At 43.9% G+C, this 15,380-nt stretch carries 11 protein-coding genes; 8 read left to right on the top strand and 3 right to left on the bottom strand.

Going from position 1 to position 15,380, the window contains the following annotated elements; genetic code table 11:
- Positions 1 to 303: 303 nt before the first annotated feature.
- Complete coding sequence (locus L5L91_RS00250; RefSeq protein WP_411568913.1) at positions 304 to 1,782, top strand: L,D-transpeptidase family protein; 1,479 nt, start codon at positions 304 to 306, stop codon at positions 1,780 to 1,782.
- A 154-nt stretch (positions 1,783 to 1,936) separates the two neighbouring features.
- Positions 1,937 to 2,485 carry a DUF882 domain-containing protein gene (locus tag L5L91_RS00245; protein WP_028760165.1) on the top strand — a complete coding sequence of 183 codons (549 nt, stop codon included), beginning with the start codon at positions 1,937 to 1,939 and terminating at the stop codon, positions 2,483 to 2,485.
- On the opposite strand, the gene L5L91_RS00240 is transcribed toward L5L91_RS00245, so the two are convergent.
- Complete coding sequence (locus tag L5L91_RS00240) at positions 2,436 to 2,867, bottom strand: hypothetical protein (RefSeq protein WP_106650352.1); 432 nt, start codon at positions 2,865 to 2,867, stop codon at positions 2,436 to 2,438. The two genes, L5L91_RS00245 and L5L91_RS00240, sit on opposite strands and share 50 nt — an antisense overlap.
- Positions 2,868 to 3,170: 303 nt before the next feature.
- On the opposite strand from L5L91_RS00240, the gene rplY reads away from it, so the two are divergent.
- A complete protein-coding gene (rplY, locus tag L5L91_RS00235; protein WP_028760163.1) occupies positions 3,171 to 3,458 on the top strand; it encodes a 50S ribosomal protein L25 in 288 nt (95 codons plus the stop codon).
- 191 nt (positions 3,459 to 3,649) lie between these two features.
- On the opposite strand, the gene L5L91_RS00230 is transcribed toward rplY, so the two are convergent.
- Entirely contained in the window at positions 3,650 to 7,639 is a 3,990-nt protein-coding gene (locus L5L91_RS00230) for a translocation/assembly module TamB domain-containing protein (protein ID WP_263235347.1), read from the bottom strand.
- A complete protein-coding gene (locus L5L91_RS00225; protein WP_173245224.1) occupies positions 7,636 to 9,486 on the bottom strand; it encodes an autotransporter assembly complex protein TamA in 1,851 nt (616 codons plus the stop codon). Before L5L91_RS00225 ends, L5L91_RS00230 begins: the two co-directional genes overlap by 4 nt.
- Positions 9,487 to 9,606: 120 nt before the next feature.
- Here L5L91_RS00225 and L5L91_RS00220 point away from each other — a divergent pair, with 120 nt between their 5' ends.
- From L5L91_RS00220 to L5L91_RS00205, 5 genes are all read left to right on the top strand, one after another.
- The gene (locus L5L91_RS00220) at positions 9,607 to 10,638 is read left to right on the top strand and encodes an isoaspartyl peptidase/L-asparaginase family protein (protein WP_263144772.1); all 1,032 of its coding nucleotides are present in this window, start codon (positions 9,607 to 9,609) and stop codon (positions 10,636 to 10,638) included.
- 387 nt (positions 10,639 to 11,025) lie between these two features.
- The gene (locus tag L5L91_RS00215; RefSeq protein WP_263235345.1) at positions 11,026 to 12,030 is read left to right on the top strand and encodes an isopenicillin N synthase family dioxygenase; all 1,005 of its coding nucleotides are present in this window, start codon (positions 11,026 to 11,028) and stop codon (positions 12,028 to 12,030) included.
- 18 nt (positions 12,031 to 12,048) lie between these two features.
- Complete coding sequence (locus L5L91_RS00210) at positions 12,049 to 13,200, top strand: trans-sulfuration enzyme family protein (protein WP_263235343.1); 1,152 nt, start codon at positions 12,049 to 12,051, stop codon at positions 13,198 to 13,200.
- A gap of 281 nt (positions 13,201 to 13,481) precedes the next feature.
- Positions 13,482 to 13,847: a DUF4118 domain-containing protein gene (locus tag L5L91_RS22725; protein ID WP_411569323.1), complete on the top strand. Its 366-nt coding sequence runs from the start codon at positions 13,482 to 13,484 to the stop codon at positions 13,845 to 13,847.
- A 12-nt stretch (positions 13,848 to 13,859) separates the two neighbouring features.
- The gene (locus tag L5L91_RS00205; protein ID WP_263235340.1) at positions 13,860 to 15,341 is read left to right on the top strand and encodes a TrkH family potassium uptake protein; all 1,482 of its coding nucleotides are present in this window, start codon (positions 13,860 to 13,862) and stop codon (positions 15,339 to 15,341) included.
- The last annotated feature ends 39 nt before the right edge of the window (positions 15,342 to 15,380 follow it).

Raw genomic sequence — 15,380 nt, 5'->3', positions numbered from 1 at the left:
TATGCGAGTTTGTTTGATATCAATGCCACTGACGACCTCAGTGGCATTTTTCTTTTCATTATCTGGAGTTAACCCCTAGTAATTAATTGATCTCCATGGAATAGTCATATAACAGTGTTGTTAACTGATATAACCGCTGGCTCTCAGGTGACCTTAAAAATAGCTAAGGGAGTATTTATGATATTGAAAAAGATCATTCGCTATTTGCCCCCATCCATGCGTGTAACGCTAAACGTGAGAGAACTCGAATTGATAGAGCAGGAGTTCCACATCGCGAACTTGAAAGCATTGCAGATTAACCCGATGCCGACGAGGCGTTATCTAGCGCAACTATTACTCAGTCTTTTTTTCTGTATTCCAATAATTTTAGTGCCAAAGGTAAGTGCAGCTGATGGCGCTCAATCCCTGACATCAAATTCGAGTATTGCTGCGCAGCCAAATCTTGAGGGTAAAGCTGAAGATCTTACTGCTGTGCTGCCGCTTGCGGCCTTAGTGCCAGAGGTGTTGCTATTGGATCTCGCCGGCGTTAATCCAGTATTTGGCCAGCATTATCGTGACTTAACACTTTCTCCTAATACCTTATCTACTGCTGATTTAGTACGAATCCAAGCTGATGTTACCGGTTACTGGCATTATGTGATGACATCCGCTGAATGTAACAACGCTGGAGCCCCAGGGACGGTTTCATCCGTTATTCCAGTGGATCCCCAATATCAAAGGGTGCTTAAGCAAATCGCCCATTTAGTGCAATTGGACACAATTGAACCATGGGAAACTTTAGTGCTAGATGAAAAGTTAACCTTAGGAATGAGTCATCAGATCGTTGATACCATAGCAAAGCGTATGTGGATATTGGGAGACTTAGCCACTGAGCCTAGAGTGAATCAAGTTTATACCGAAGAACTTATGATTGGCATTAAGCGCTTTCAGCAAAAGCATGGGCTAAAACAGGACGGGGTGATAGGTAAGCAGACCTTATTTTGGGTGAACCAATCGCCAAGGGCGAGGGCGGTACTATTAGCTAAAAACACTATTCGACAAAGAGTGTTTGAACGTAAATTAGAGCCGAGTTATTTGCTGATTAATGTGCCCGCTTTTGAGATGACGTTGGTCGATAATGGTACGCCAGTGTTAAGTTCCAAGGTCATTGTGGGTAAATCTTCTCGGCAAACACCGATTTTGGACAGTCAGATTTCTAGCGTGGTGCTTAACCCTAGTTGGCGAGTGCCTAGCAGCATTTTACGGCGGGACATTCTGCCGCAAATTCAGCGAAATGGTCATTATCTTAATGAACGTCAATTTGATGTGTACGATTATAACGGTCAACGGGTACAACGCATGCCAGAGGAATGGCAGGCCTTAGCCAGCGCTTCGTTTCCCTATCAGCTTGTACAACGCCCTGGGGCGAAGAATGCATTAGGTAAATATAAGTTTCACTTTGATAACAGTTTCAGTGTCTATTTACATGGAACTTCTGAGCCAAGTCTCTTTAAAAAGGACGATAGGGCACTATCATCTGGGTGTATTCGTATTGAAAAAGCCACTGAATTAGCCCAGTGGTTTAAAGAGCATTTAGTAAAAGACAAACGTTTATGGGACAAGTTAGCCCCTGGTATTACTGAACCTCAGTGGTTTTCACTTTCCGAAAAGTTGCCCGTGCATCTGGTTTACTGGACTGCATGGTTAGACGATAGTGGGCAGGAGCAATACCGTCGCGACATTTATGATTTGGAACCTGAGCTGACGAATGCTGTGCCTGCCACGGTTTTGGAACAACATTAACGTTTTTGTGCTGTAAAGTTGAGCAAGATAAGCATCTGAACTCGCTTGGCATTTTGAAATCCTACTCAGAATGGGGTTGGCAAAACTTGATCTTAGGGCTTATTCAGTATAATTTGCCTTACTAGTGACCAAAAAGCATACAAAAGGTGATCATGTGACTTTAATATGTCCTGCCCGTAGGCAGTTATTGTTAGGCCTTAGTGGTGTGGCATTATGTTCCTTTATTCCCTCAAAAGCGGTTGCCAGCCGTTCAACCAAAGGGATCCGCGAGTTAAGTTTGTTTAATCGTCATACTGGCGAGCGTGATGACGGTAGTTATTGGGTAGATGGTCATTATCAGAGCAAGGTGTTAGACAATTTTAATCATTTGCTGCGGGATCATCGTCAGAATGTGGCAGCGCCTATGGATAAGCGCTTATTTGATTTACTCCACTCACTCAAAACAACCTTGAATACCAATGATGAAATCCATGTGATTTCCGGTTACCGTTCACCAAAAACCAATGCCATGCTCGTGAGCCACAGTGGCGGAGTTGCTAAGAAGAGTTATCACATGCGCGGCATGGCGATGGACATAGCGATCCCTAGCGTTAAACTAAAAACCCTCAGAGAAGCGGCTTTATCCCTGAAACTCGGTGGTGTGGGTTATTATCCTAATTCTGGCTTTGTGCACGTCGATTGTGGTCCGGTAAGGCACTGGTAGCAATGATCTGTTGTTGGATCTGCTGATAAAAATCTTGTTCCAAGGCTTGCGATTCGATCAAGTAATGTCTGAGCAGCGGGATAAATTGTTGATTGAGTTTGTTCATTTCTCTATGTTGTTGCCAATCACAGATCAATAGGCTGAGACGTTGTGAAAATTGATATTGTCTTTGCCTCTGCGACTCAATATCGACGGACTCAATAATTTGCATAAGTAAGATCAAGCTGCGGTTTTTTTGTTGGGTACAGGCAAGCAATTCTAAGAATTTTAATTCGAGGGTATTTTGCTGATAAGGAACGGTTTCGATAAGAGAGACGAGTTCACGGGCCAGTTGGCATGAAAGTCTATTTTCTTGTTGTAACTGGTATAGCGCATGACGCATTTTTTGACACAGCAGTTATCGAAATTTGCCCGAGCTTAACAGGCTTCTCAATTTCCCAGTGTGATCTAGATCTCGTGTTTTTTGTTTGAGATCAAAGCCTTTTCTCTGCCGTAACAGCCAAGATACAAGTTCCTCAATTTGATAAATAGCGGTCTGTTTTGCTAACGCTGAAGCCGATAAATAGAGGGCTTGCGGTATTCTTGTGTGCCTTGGGTATCTATGTTAGTATTCGCGCGCTTTATATGAGCCGTCATTGGTCGAAAATGCCGGCAACTTTTTACTCTAAATTTAAGTGAGAAACACATGTCTTACACTATCCAAGCACAAACCCGCACTGAAATAGGGAAAGGTTCGAGCCGCCGCCTACGCCATGCTGGTAAAGTACCTGCTGTTATTTATGGCCAAGGCAAAGAGCCAGTTTCTATTGTTTTTGATCACAAAGATATCATTAACATTCAAGCTAATGCTGACTTCTACACTTCTACTCTGACTATCGTTGTTGATGGTAAAGAAGTGGGTGTTCGTGCACAAGCTATGCAACGCCACGTGTTCAAGCCAATCATTGAACATGTTGACTTCGTTTACGCTTAATTGTCGTAACTGAAGCAAAAAGCGCCTAAGGGCGCTTTTTTTGTGACTAATTTTTAGTTGTTTGTATTTATGGGTAGACACTTAGGCTTTACCCAAACAACCTCAACATACTGTAACCCGTATTTTGAGATTGTTTGGTTAGAGTGATTGGATGCTAATTTTGTAGTGTCAATATCTTGGTATTCATATGGTTACTTGATATTGAAGTTGTAATAGATATCAAGTGATTGGCCTAAAGTGCCTGACACGGTTTCTAGATAGAGTTGTGAGAGCAAGTAATACCTGACTGTCATTTCGTAACCAGGGTTAAATACACCTACTCCGTATTTCACCATTAAGTTATCGCCGATAAAGCCACTGATCGCCACACGCCCTTCATCATTAGTGTCGAGTTGCACGTTAGAGAAACCAAACTCTTCAATGAGTCCTGTCGCGGTATTCCCTAGGTTGTTAATTGCGCCGCCGCCCACTTGTGAACCTAAACCGAGTGCCGCGCCCATCATCAGCGAGTTATTTTGCTCATTGTTGGCGCTGTTAAAGCCACTGCCTTTGATAATGTAAGACAAGATTTCGGCCTGCTCTTTGGCGGGATTGGAGAATAAGGTCACTACTGGGCGTGATGGCGTGCCTGTGACGCGTACACCTGCCACTAAGTCTTCAGTCTTAATTTCCCGTATTGCTTCAATATTCAGGTTTGGTAATGACGTTGGCCCCACAAATTGCACTTCACCAGTGCGGATTTTTAGGGTTTGGCCCATAAACTTGTAGCTACCTTGATTGACTTTGATATTACCGAAGAGCAAAGGAGGACGGAAAGCTTGCTGCTGTAGCTTTAAGGTCCCTTGGAGTTTACCTTTGAGGCCCATACCATCAATTCTGAGTTCGTTCCCCACACTGATATTCAGATCTGCAACGATGGCGTAGGGGCTAGTTTTAGGCTGAGTGGCGGCAATGGAATCGTCAAATACCACGTCTTCGGAGGCTGCGACACCGCCTTCCGCTAATGGCACAATTTTAATGTTGCCCGAAGGCACAGCTATTTTTCCTTTTACTGCCAGTTGCTTACTGTTGAAGGTTAAGTTGATATCGGGGGAGACATCGAGAATAGCCAGTGGCGGTTGGATCACGGCGAGCTTATCGCCTTCGAGGGCTAACTCGCCACTAAATTGACCTTGGGGCCATTGCAGTTGACCATTCACTCTGCCTAAACCATTGCCCATCATCCAGCGTCCCTTAAGCTGCGCTTGTTGACCCGCAAATGACATCGACATGTCAATTTTGTCGATTAATGTTGGGTTTGCTGTTAGGGCTAAGGCGCCCTCAGTTAAGGCCATGCTCCCCGATACTTCAGGCGCATCTAGGCTACCCGCAAAGTTAAGTTGACTCGTCAGCAAACCTTGCACTGTATTTAATTGAGGGAAAAACTCCCCAAGTGGCTGCAAGTTGATTTGCTTGATATTGGCATAACCTGACAGGGTGCGATCGGGTGTGACATTGACGTTAATCTCACCCTGCCAACTGGCCACGCCTTCTGATTCAAAATCTAAAACCGTCGCCAGCCGTTTTGCATCTAAGGTCGCTTTTAATGACAGGTTTTGGTAATTAATGGTGACTTCACGATTTTTATCCCGTTTTAGCATAATGCTGCCGGGAGCAAAATCAAAGTTCACATCGGCAGTAGGCTTACGGCCAGCAGCCCATGCAACATTGGCTAATAGCGATGCAGGGCCATTCCAACGCATATTTGTTGGTAATATTGGGACAAGTAATTGCCCTGGATTACCTGAGTAGCTCACCTGTGCACTGCCTTTTTTACCTATTGGTGTATTACTGTTTAGGCAGATACGGCTATTGGGATTCATGAGGCAAAAGGGCGTAATGCTGCCTTGATTCTTGATTTGGTCCCAAGCCAGATTAATGGTGTTATCAAGCTGCCATAGGCCTACGGGCGTGTTGAGATTTAAACGATCAACATCGAGCTGTAGTCGTGACTTCTTCACATCGTATTGGCTGCTCATCGTTGCATCGAGCCCAAGATCGCCCGTGGCGTTGAGTGTGAGTTTTTGAGCGTTAATGGTACCTTTCGCCCCGAGTGTCACTGTATCTAAATTTTGTTCTGCAATCTGTAAGGTTTTTGATTTTAGCGAGATAGCAAACTCATGTTGATCTAGCGGTTTGTAATAGGCCTTTAAATTAGATTCCTGCAGTTTAATGTTTTGATAGTAAAGTTCTGCCAGCTGTGCTGTAAGCTCGACCTGGGGGTGTTTCTCGTCACCAGTGACATTGATCTGCGCCTGTAGTTGGCCGCTAGCCTTAGGTAACCACAGGCCAAAGTCGGGCACTTGTAATTCACCTTGGAGATCCCAGTTGGCATTGGCTTCGCCTTTGAGTGCCAGAGTTGAACCTAGTACTTTGGCGTTCAGCCCCTTAGCACTGACATACAGGGAATCATTCACACTGATATCCCCTGTAATGTCGAAGGGATAACCTTGCAAAGTGCCAGTGAGCTCAGTATCGCTCAGGGATACTTGCCAACGGGGGTCTGCAAATGAGCCTTTAGTGCGTAATTTTCCTGAAATCAAACTGTCCGGTAAACCCGTTGTACTTTGCGCTGTATCCGTTTGTGGCAGCTGTATTTCTTGTAATTTGACGTCATTGATCCAGAGATTGGCGTTCCAGCTAATGGCTTTTTGATAATCGAGTTCGCCTGTGAGTTTGACCTTACCAATCGCGCCCATTACATCAAGGTTATTGATGGTTAACTTAGCATCTTGATGTTGGATGTCAGTGTCTATGTCGAGTACTTTGTGAAAGGGTGTGATCAGTTGGCCAGTAAGACTCGCCTCTTGCCGATTAAGGTCGCCTTGGCTATCGAGCGTGGCATCGCTTACCGAGTATTCAGGGTTCTTCAGTGGCCACTGAAGCCGTGTCTGTTCAAGTCTCACCTTGTAGGGCAGGTTAGGGTCTTGCAGTGTTATTTGGCCATCTAGCGTAAAGTCGGCATCGCCCTTGGCGACGGCATTCACCTGAAGTTGCCCTAAACTTTGGCTCAGCTTTAACGTTAATACTTGATGAGTGAGATCTGGCAATTCGACTAGTTGGTTAAGGGTGAGATTTGCCTCTAAATCGAGTGGATAATCTTTATCAAGTGTTAGGCTGCCTGTGATATCGACGCTGCCATCGGTGTGGCTGATGGCGAGATGGTCTAAGGTCAATTGGTATTCACGGAAACTGCCTTGTAGTTCTGCATGGCTAAAAACATCTTTACGATCGCCGATTTGCAGTGTGGTGTTGTCTAACGTTAGGGCATTGACTGTCACAGGGAAAGGCATAAATACTTGTGGCAATTGTGCTAAAGCCCATTCAGCCTCTTTTGTTAGCGACGGACTGGCCGATGGTGTCGGTGTAGTATTCTTAGCAGTGCTGGGATTTGCTGCATTCGTTACCGCTGCCGTGCTAGTTTGTGTTGCTACATCGGTTGATGCAGGGATCAGTACGAATAATCCTTCGCTGGATAGCTGTTTAACCGACAAACCTTCGGTAAACCATTGTGCTTCTGCGTTAAGACGATTAGCGGTAAATTGCATATCATCCACTTGGATATTAACGCCATTGAGTTCAGCAGCATCTAAAACAATATCAAAGGGTAATAGGAGCTCGCTGGGTTCTTCATCAAGTGGCGCGACTGGCGCTTCGTTTGAGTCTGCAGAAAGCGCTAGGGTATCAATAGTGACATCGACTTTAGCCGCAGATAAGCTATTCACGCATAAGCGTTTTTGCAGTAAACAGGCGGGCTGCCACAGTAAATGCAGATCCTCAAGTTGAACGTTCATTCCGGCCATAGACCAAGCCGCGTGAGATAGGGCTAAGTCTTTGTTAATGGAACCAGAGGTATAAGTCAGTTCAAGATCGGGTACAAATTGATCGGCTAAACCCACGGTAATGCGCGAGCCAAATTCAGTGCCGAGTAATAGGGCGATTAACACTAAAAGCCCTAATGGCACATAGATAATAATCCGAGTCCAGAGTTTGAACTGCCGCCACAGTCTTTGAATGAATGACATCGATGGGGTGACAGAGGTCACTATGGTTTCAGTGGCTTCGGCTTCATTGGCTTCAATGATGGGATTATCAACGATATCTTGTTTGCTTGGCTTATTATGCTCTGGGGGCTGGCTCATAGATCTGTCCCCATGGTTAGGTGAATTCGCCATGATCTTTCAATGGTCTCAGTTTCTTTCAATCCGACCCCTAAATCTAATTTGATTGGACCAATCGGGGAGATCCAATGGATACCGCCACCGACAGAGACGACAGGTTCAAATTGATTATTATCGAAGGCGTTACCCGCATCGATAAATGTGCCGACCCGCCAAGTGGGGGTCACATAATATTGATATTCCAAACTACCAACCATTAAATAGCGGCCACCGATAACCTCGCGATTGGTTTTTCCATCGTCAGCAACATAGTCTAAATAGGGGCCGAGTTCTTGATAACCATAGCCGCGCACACTCTGATCGCCACCGGCAAAATAGCGTAGTGATGGTGGGATAGAGGCAAGATCATTCTCGTTAGCTAAGTTGGCGGCTAAATCAATACGAGCGACGATTCTGTGGTTATCGAAGAAGGTATCAATCCATTTAAATTTAGCTTGCAAGCGGGCTAGGCGGGTTTCTGATCCTAAATAGGGATCGGCATAGTCTAGGCTGTAAATTTGTCTAAACCCGGATTTAGGATCCAGTGAGTTATCTCCCCGGCTAGTCCGAGAAAAGTTAATTCCTGCCAGATAAAACGACGGCATATAATCGACGTCAGACTGGGTATATTCTTCGCGTATGGCCTCCAACGAATAACTCATTAGCCATTGATTTTCTAGTCTTTGCTGACGTAATAGTCCCAGAAGGTACTTAGTCGACTCGAGCTGGCCTGTGTTACTAAAATCACGATTCTCGGCATCATATACTTGAGTCACACCGTATTTGTCCCGCAGCAAACCGAGGCGGATCTTTAATTGATCGTCTAAGGGATGTGTGAGCGGAATCGTATAAGTGGTTAATAACTTTGGTCTATCGGGCGACCATTCGAGACTGGTTTCTTGGGAATGCCCGTATTTATTGATTTGTGGTGTACGCCAAGTCACGCGCACCCTCGGATCAAAGGCTTGATCTGTTTTGCCAATATCACCACCAAAACCGAGTTCAATTGCGTGACTTGCCTTAGGCGTTAATTCGACTCGCATTGGAATATGGTTATCTTCGACGTTATCGATTTGCGGGATCACTTTGATATTGGCGAAATAACCAGTATCTAATAACTGACGATTCAAGGCGCTTACACGGCGAGTTGAGTATGAAGCACCTTCTTTAAAGGGGATAAGATCCTCTAATATATCGGGTTCTAAGCTATGGCCATCGAAACTGACTTGGCCAAATCGGTAACGTTTGCCTGAATCAAAATGCAAACTTACCTGTGCGGTATTAATATCGCGGTTAACTTTAATTTGTGATTCAGTAAATTCGCCATCGAAGTAACCTCGTGCCAAGGCTAAGGTGACCAGTTGCGATTTTACGTCGCTGTAAACACCGTGATTTAACACATCGCCGGGTTTAATGTTGACCTTTGCGAGCCATTGATCGAAGGCTCGGTCATCAAGCATTTCACCACTAAAATTAATATCGACCCACTGAACAATGGTTGGCTCGCCGGGGCTTATTTCAAGTTTTAATTCCCACGGTCCCTTGTCATGCTCAATCAGCTTTTCTTCTACTTCACCGTGATAGTAGCCCATGGATTCTAAGGCGGTGCTGATATTGTCATCGACATTAAACAAAAAGGCACGGCGCTGCACCTCAGATTCAGGTAAAGCGCCTAAGTGAGCAACTATGTTGCTTCGAAGCGCTTCATTCACGCCTGTAACAGATAATTTGATAAAATCATCTGCTGCCGCGACTGATGTGACTGAAATCAGACTCAGAAACAAGCAAAGACGAATGTAATGTGAGGTGATTTGCAAAAATGGCTGCACTTTATAGTCCCTGTGATTTGGCATCATTGTCGCCAGAATAAAACCAACAGGCAAGGAGATGATTGAAATTACACGATGAAATGGTTACAAAGGACGCTACTTTTTAAGGGGATGTAAAGAATGAAAACAAAATTAGCCACCTTTAGTTTAATTATTTCGGGCCTACTTTTTATGTCACATAACACCTTTGCCAATGATAAACCGTTCGCCATTGCGATCCATGGCGGTGCGGGGACGATTTCTAAAGCTAATCTCACCCCTGAACAACGCCAAGCCTACAAAGATAAGTTAAAGGAAGCGGTCGATAAAGGCTCAAAAGTCTTAGAGGAGGGCGGTGACAGCTTAGTGGCAGTACAAACCGCAATTAATATCCTTGAAAATAGTGCTCTGTTTAATGCTGGTATAGGCGCGGTTTATACCTATGACGGCGGACATGAATTAGATGCCTCTATTATGGATGGCAAAACCATGAATGCCGGCGCTGTCGCTGGAGTGCGTCATATTGCCAATCCAATTGACTTAGCCTTGGCCGTGATGAATAAATCTGAGCACGTGATGCTCTCGGGCGCAGGAGCGGAAGAATTTGCCCTGACTCAAGGCTTTACTTTAGTGCCAAATCATCATTTTGATACTGACGAGCGTTATCAGCAATTACTCGATGCACGGCAAAAACTGCAAGTTGCGGCTAAATCTGAACAAGTTGCTAATGTTGAGATGAAGGACCTCGATTACAAATTTGGTACCGTTGGTGCTGTCGCCTTAGATAAAAAGGGTAACTTAGCTGCAGGTACATCGACCGGTGGTATGACGGCAAAACGCTTTGGTCGTATCGGTGACTCTCCTGTCATCGGTGCTGGCACTTATGCTGAAAATGGTGTTTGTGCCGTATCGGCAACGGGTCATGGTGAATTTTTTATCCGTTACCTCGTCGCGGGGGATATTTGTGCCAAGGTGAAATATCAGCAAAAATCCATCATTCAGGCTGCAGATGAAGTTATTAATCAACGTCTTATTACTGCTGGCGGTTCAGGTGGTGTGATTGCAGTCGATCAGCGTGGCAATATTGCTACGCCATTTAATACCGAAGGTATGTACCGCGCCACCCGTAGTAATGGTGAGCCAGCCCAAGTGCTGATTTGGCATGATCAATAATGTCATTTGTAGAAGCATCTAGGTTTATAACTGACATGACTTAGAAACGTTAAAACTTCGAAACCTTAAAAAGCGAGAGCCGCAAAAGTGGACTCGCTTTTATTTTTATATCTTAATTTTACTAATCTATTGAAAAATAACCAGATAAATATCATTAAGCAGTATGGCTTATGATGTTTATCTGAGTGGTGCGGTTTGAGTTGGCCTAATAATTAGCGCTGTTTTAACCTTTGAAATTCAAATCTAGCAGTATAGAAGCCTAGATGTCTATATATCCAAATGATCTATTATTACCGTTTAATATATCAAATAGTTATTAATTCATTATCCATCGACCCATAAAGGCATAGAATCCGGCTCAGACAATGCATTAAATGGGAGTCATTGATGGAACAATTACCGATATTGAATTTAAGTGATTGGCATGCCGGTGGACAACGTCGTAACGCTTTTATTACTAAGCTTGCCGATGCTGCCAGAAGAATAGGTTTTTTCTATCTCACAGGCCACGGCATTGAGCTTGCTAGACAGCAGCAAGTACTTCAGTTAGCGGCAGATTTCTTTGCGCTGCCCGTCGTAGATAAACTTGCGGTGAAAATGGCTAATACACCGCATTTTCGCGGTTATACCCGTTTGCAAGGTGAATTGACCTTAGGGAAACCGGACTTGCGGGAACAGTTTGATATCATGCAAGAAGAAGTGGCTAACCCTCAGCAGTCTGATGTGCCTATATGGTGGCAGCTACAGGGGCCTAATCAATGGCCGTCACAATTACCACAGATGAAATCGACTTTATTGGCATGGCAACAGGATTTAGCCGATACCAGTGTCACACTATTGAGGGCTTTAGCTGTTGCGCTAGAGCAGCCAGAAAGCGCCTTTGATGCCACGATTGAAGTTGGTCCTTATCAGCATATGAAGCTTATTCGCTATCCCGGCGCGGATGGACAGACTTCAGGCCAAGGTGTAGGGGCACACAAAGATCCTGGCTATTTGACCTTAGTGCTGCAAGATAAGCAATCCGGTTTAGAGGTTCAGACTGACAACGGTTGGTTAAGCATACCGCCATTAGAAGACGCCTTTGTGGTGAATATAGGTGAATTACTTGAGTTGGCTTCTAATGGGTATTTAAAGGCAACCAACCATAGGGTTACTAGCCCGCCTGCTGGGGTCGAGCGCTACTCGTGTGCCTTTTTTATGGCGGCGCAGTTGAATGCGACAGTTCCTTTGTTACCTTTGCCAAAGCATCTGGCGAACCAAGCTCAAGGACCGGCAAGCGATCCATTAAATCCTCTTTTCCACCAAGTGGGCCAGAACGTATTAAAAGGGCGTTTGCGCTCTCATCCCGACGTTGCTCAAGCACATTACGCCTCATTCGCTCATGCCATTTAATGGTTATTAGGATCTATTATGCAATTTAAAACTAAATTACTTCACACCCATTATGCCGCTGATAACTCGACGGGCGCTCTTACAACTCCTATCTATCAAAGTAGCACCTTCGCCTATGGTAGTGCCGAGGATGGTCGAGCCCGTTTTGCAGGTGAGCAACCGGGCTTTATCTACAGTCGCATGGCGAATCCGACAGTGCAGGCGCTTGAATATCAATTAGCACAACTGGAAGGGGCTGATGAAGCACTCGTTGTTGCGAGTGGGATGGCGGCAATCAGCAGTATTTTCTATGCCTTAGCGAGTCAAGGTGATGAAATCGCATTTATCGACCCCGTATACGGTGGCACTGCGGCATTTTTAATCCAAACATTAACTCGCGCGGGTATTACTGTGCGCCGTTATCAAGATGATGATCATTTATTGGCAGAGATTACCGCCGAAACAAAAATTATTTTATTTGAGCCCATTACCAATCCGACCTTAAAAGTCAGTGACTACCGTAAGGTTAAGCTTGCCGCCGAAAAAGTGGGCGCTATAACCATTTGTGATAATACGTTTTTAACCCCGTATTTATTCAAACCGCTGGAACATGGCATTGATATCGTGATGCACAGTGCCACTAAGTATTTAAGTGGCCATGGCGATTTAATCGCAGGTGTTGTCGCTGGACCTAAGGTATTAATGCAACCTATTCGCACTATAGCGCTTAAACATATCGGCGCTGCGATTGGGCCACAGGAAGCCTATTTATTACAGCGAGGCTTACGTACCTTAGCACTTAGAATGGATGCTCATCTTGCGGGCGCGGCTAAGGTCGCCGCTTTTCTTGCAACCCATCCGAGCGTTGCAAAAGTTTATTACCCAGGGCTAGCAGAGGATCAAGTTCTGAGTGAAACCATCAACGCCTTTGGCGGTATGGTGAGTATTGAGCTCGAAGGGGGTTTTAATCGAGCGGCGCAGTTTTTAGATCATTTGAACTTGTTTACTCAAGCGGTCAGTTTAGGCGACTTAGAGAGTCTTGCCTGTCACCCAGCAAGTACCACCCATGCTGCTATGGATGCCGCAAGTCGGCTAGCTTCAGGGGTGAATGACAACCTGATTAGATTGAGCATTGGCGTCGAAGATCCTCAAGATTTGATTGCCGATCTTGAGCAAGCCTTAGCCATTTAAGCATATTGATACTAACCATCCCCAGTTAAATTGATTGGGGATTTCAAAAATATAATGTTATTTATTTTGTCTATCTAAAGTTAATTTCCGTATTTTTTTACGTTTTTTTTACGCGTCAGAATTGTTTTCGTCTGTTAAAGTGAAAATCTGTATAACATAACGACTTACATTTTGATGGACAAACTAAGTGTTTTTAAATTCTCTGTTAGGTTGAGCTTTATTTCTGAGTGTCTACTCGCTATTTGCTTGTATCTACCATCTTGGAGGGGGTCATCTAAAGCATTATTATTGTACTCCAACTCGTTGTCGTTATGATTACACTTCAATGTTGTTTTCAATATGCGTATATGGCTGCATTTTTTGAAGCTATTCGTGTTCATTTTTTATTAAACGCTCCTTATTATTCCCTCCCAATGATAGATGTGGTTGTTTTTATCAATCTAATCGCTTTTATTGTCATAGCCATTGTCGTGACGATAAGTCAACTTGCAATCCACCTTAGACGACAACAAAGAGTATTAGGGGAAGATCTATTTCCTAACCTAACTCTGTTATCGATTGCATATAATTTTAGAACAGGACATGAGCGCTCGTATTTTATGATACCTAATAAATTATTCATTAAGTCTTTCACGATAAATATCTAAAGGTGAGTTGGAATGATTGCAGTCAGTGGAATACAGAAATCTAGCTCTCGATTTCATACCATAATTCATCTATGTAGCTTTTTGATTGTCATATATAGCTTCACCATGTTGATGCCTATCGCTGTTGCATTATTTTATAAAGATGGATATATCACTCCATTTTTAATCACATTCCTACTTTCCCTTTTTATTGGTGTGGTCGGTTGGAAGATGACAAGTGAGGAAAATAAAAATCTGCAAAAACGTGATGGCTTCATGGTCGCTTGTTTATTTTGGCTGATATTTTCCTTAATGAGTGCATTACCTTTTCTTCTTGATAGACGATTGGACTTGAGTTTAACCGATGCCATATTTGAAGGTGTGTCTGGCATTACGACGACTGGAGCCTCGATTTTTTCAGATATTGATGAACTACCCAAATCGATTTTATTTTATCGAGCACAGCTTAATTTTCTCGGTGGGTTAGGGATAATTGTTTTGGCCGTTGCAATTATGCCATTTCTTGGTATTGGTGGCGCAAAATTATATCAGTCTGAGATGCCAGGTCCCATGAAAGAGGAAAAGATGACGCCCCGCCTTGCGGATACGGCTCGAAATTTATGGGGGCTTTATAGCGTACTTGCCTTAGGCTGTGCAGTTGCTTATAAACTTGCAGGAATGAATTGGTTTAATGCCATATGTCATAGTCTATCTACCGTTTCATTGGGTGGATTTTCCACACATAGTGACAGCTTAGGATATTATAACAGTGCTGCAATTGAGCTTGTGGGTGGTGTGTTTTCAATACTTGCAGCAATCAATTTCGCCTTATACTACATAGTGTTAGTTCGGCGAAGCTTCAAGCCTATTTGGTATAATGCGGAGGTTCGATTTTTTATTCTCATATTATCTATCGTTGTTGGGATCGCTTGTTTAGAGCTGAATCGTACTCAAACTTTTGATATTAAAGATTCATTGGTACATGGATTTTTTCAAACGGTTTCAGTTATGACGGACAATGGATTAGGCTCTGCGGGTTATCCTAATTGGCCCAGTCATATTGTGCTTTTATTATTAGGCGCGAGCTTTTTTGGTGGATGCTTTGGTTCTACTTGTGGCGGTATTAAAGCTGTCAGATTTTTACTTTTGTACCGTCAAGGGATCCGAGAAATTCATCAATTGGTTCATCCTAATGCCATTTTAACGACAAAGATCAGTGGCCAAGTCGTTTCAGACAGAGTCATTCGCTCAGTATGGGGATTATTTTTCCTGTACATATTTTTTACTTGCGTTTTTGTATGGGGATTGGTCGCCATTGGACATGATTTTGCCACCGCCTTTGGAACAGTCGCCGCGTGCATTAATAATATGGGAATTGGTTATGGTGACACTGCATCTGGATTTGGCACGTTAAAAGATGCGGCTAAATGGCTGATGTGTGTCGCTATGCTTTTTGGGCGATTAGAAATATTTCCTGTACTCATAATTTTCTCACGGGCATTCTGGCGATTTTAATTTTAAGTGTATTTTATGGTTAATTTGTCGAATTGACTG

This window comes from Shewanella sp. SM55 (genome assembly GCF_025654025.1).
In the GTDB taxonomy this organism is placed as follows: domain Bacteria; phylum Pseudomonadota; class Gammaproteobacteria; order Enterobacterales; family Shewanellaceae; genus Shewanella; species Shewanella oncorhynchi.
This window is presented reverse-complemented; position numbering and strand designations above follow the sequence as displayed.

Coding starts and splice junctions, on each gene's coding strand:
- L5L91_RS00210 (WP_263235343.1), top strand. CDS start 12,049: ATGCAATTTAAAACTAAATTACTTCACACCCATTATGCCGCTGATAAC.
- rplY (WP_028760163.1), top strand. CDS start 3,171: ATGTCTTACACTATCCAAGCACAAACCCGCACTGAAATAGGGAAAGGT.
- L5L91_RS00215 (WP_263235345.1), top strand. CDS start 11,026: ATGGAACAATTACCGATATTGAATTTAAGTGATTGGCATGCCGGTGGA.
- L5L91_RS00230 (WP_263235347.1), bottom strand. CDS start 7,639: ATGAGCCAGCCCCCAGAGCATAATAAGCCAAGCAAACAAGATATCGTT.
- L5L91_RS00250 (WP_411568913.1), top strand. CDS start 304: ATGCCGACGAGGCGTTATCTAGCGCAACTATTACTCAGTCTTTTTTTC.
- L5L91_RS00205 (WP_263235340.1), top strand. CDS start 13,860: ATGATTGCAGTCAGTGGAATACAGAAATCTAGCTCTCGATTTCATACC.
- L5L91_RS00220 (WP_263144772.1), top strand. CDS start 9,607: ATGAAAACAAAATTAGCCACCTTTAGTTTAATTATTTCGGGCCTACTT.
- L5L91_RS00240 (WP_106650352.1), bottom strand. CDS start 2,867: ATGCGTCATGCGCTATACCAGTTACAACAAGAAAATAGACTTTCATGC.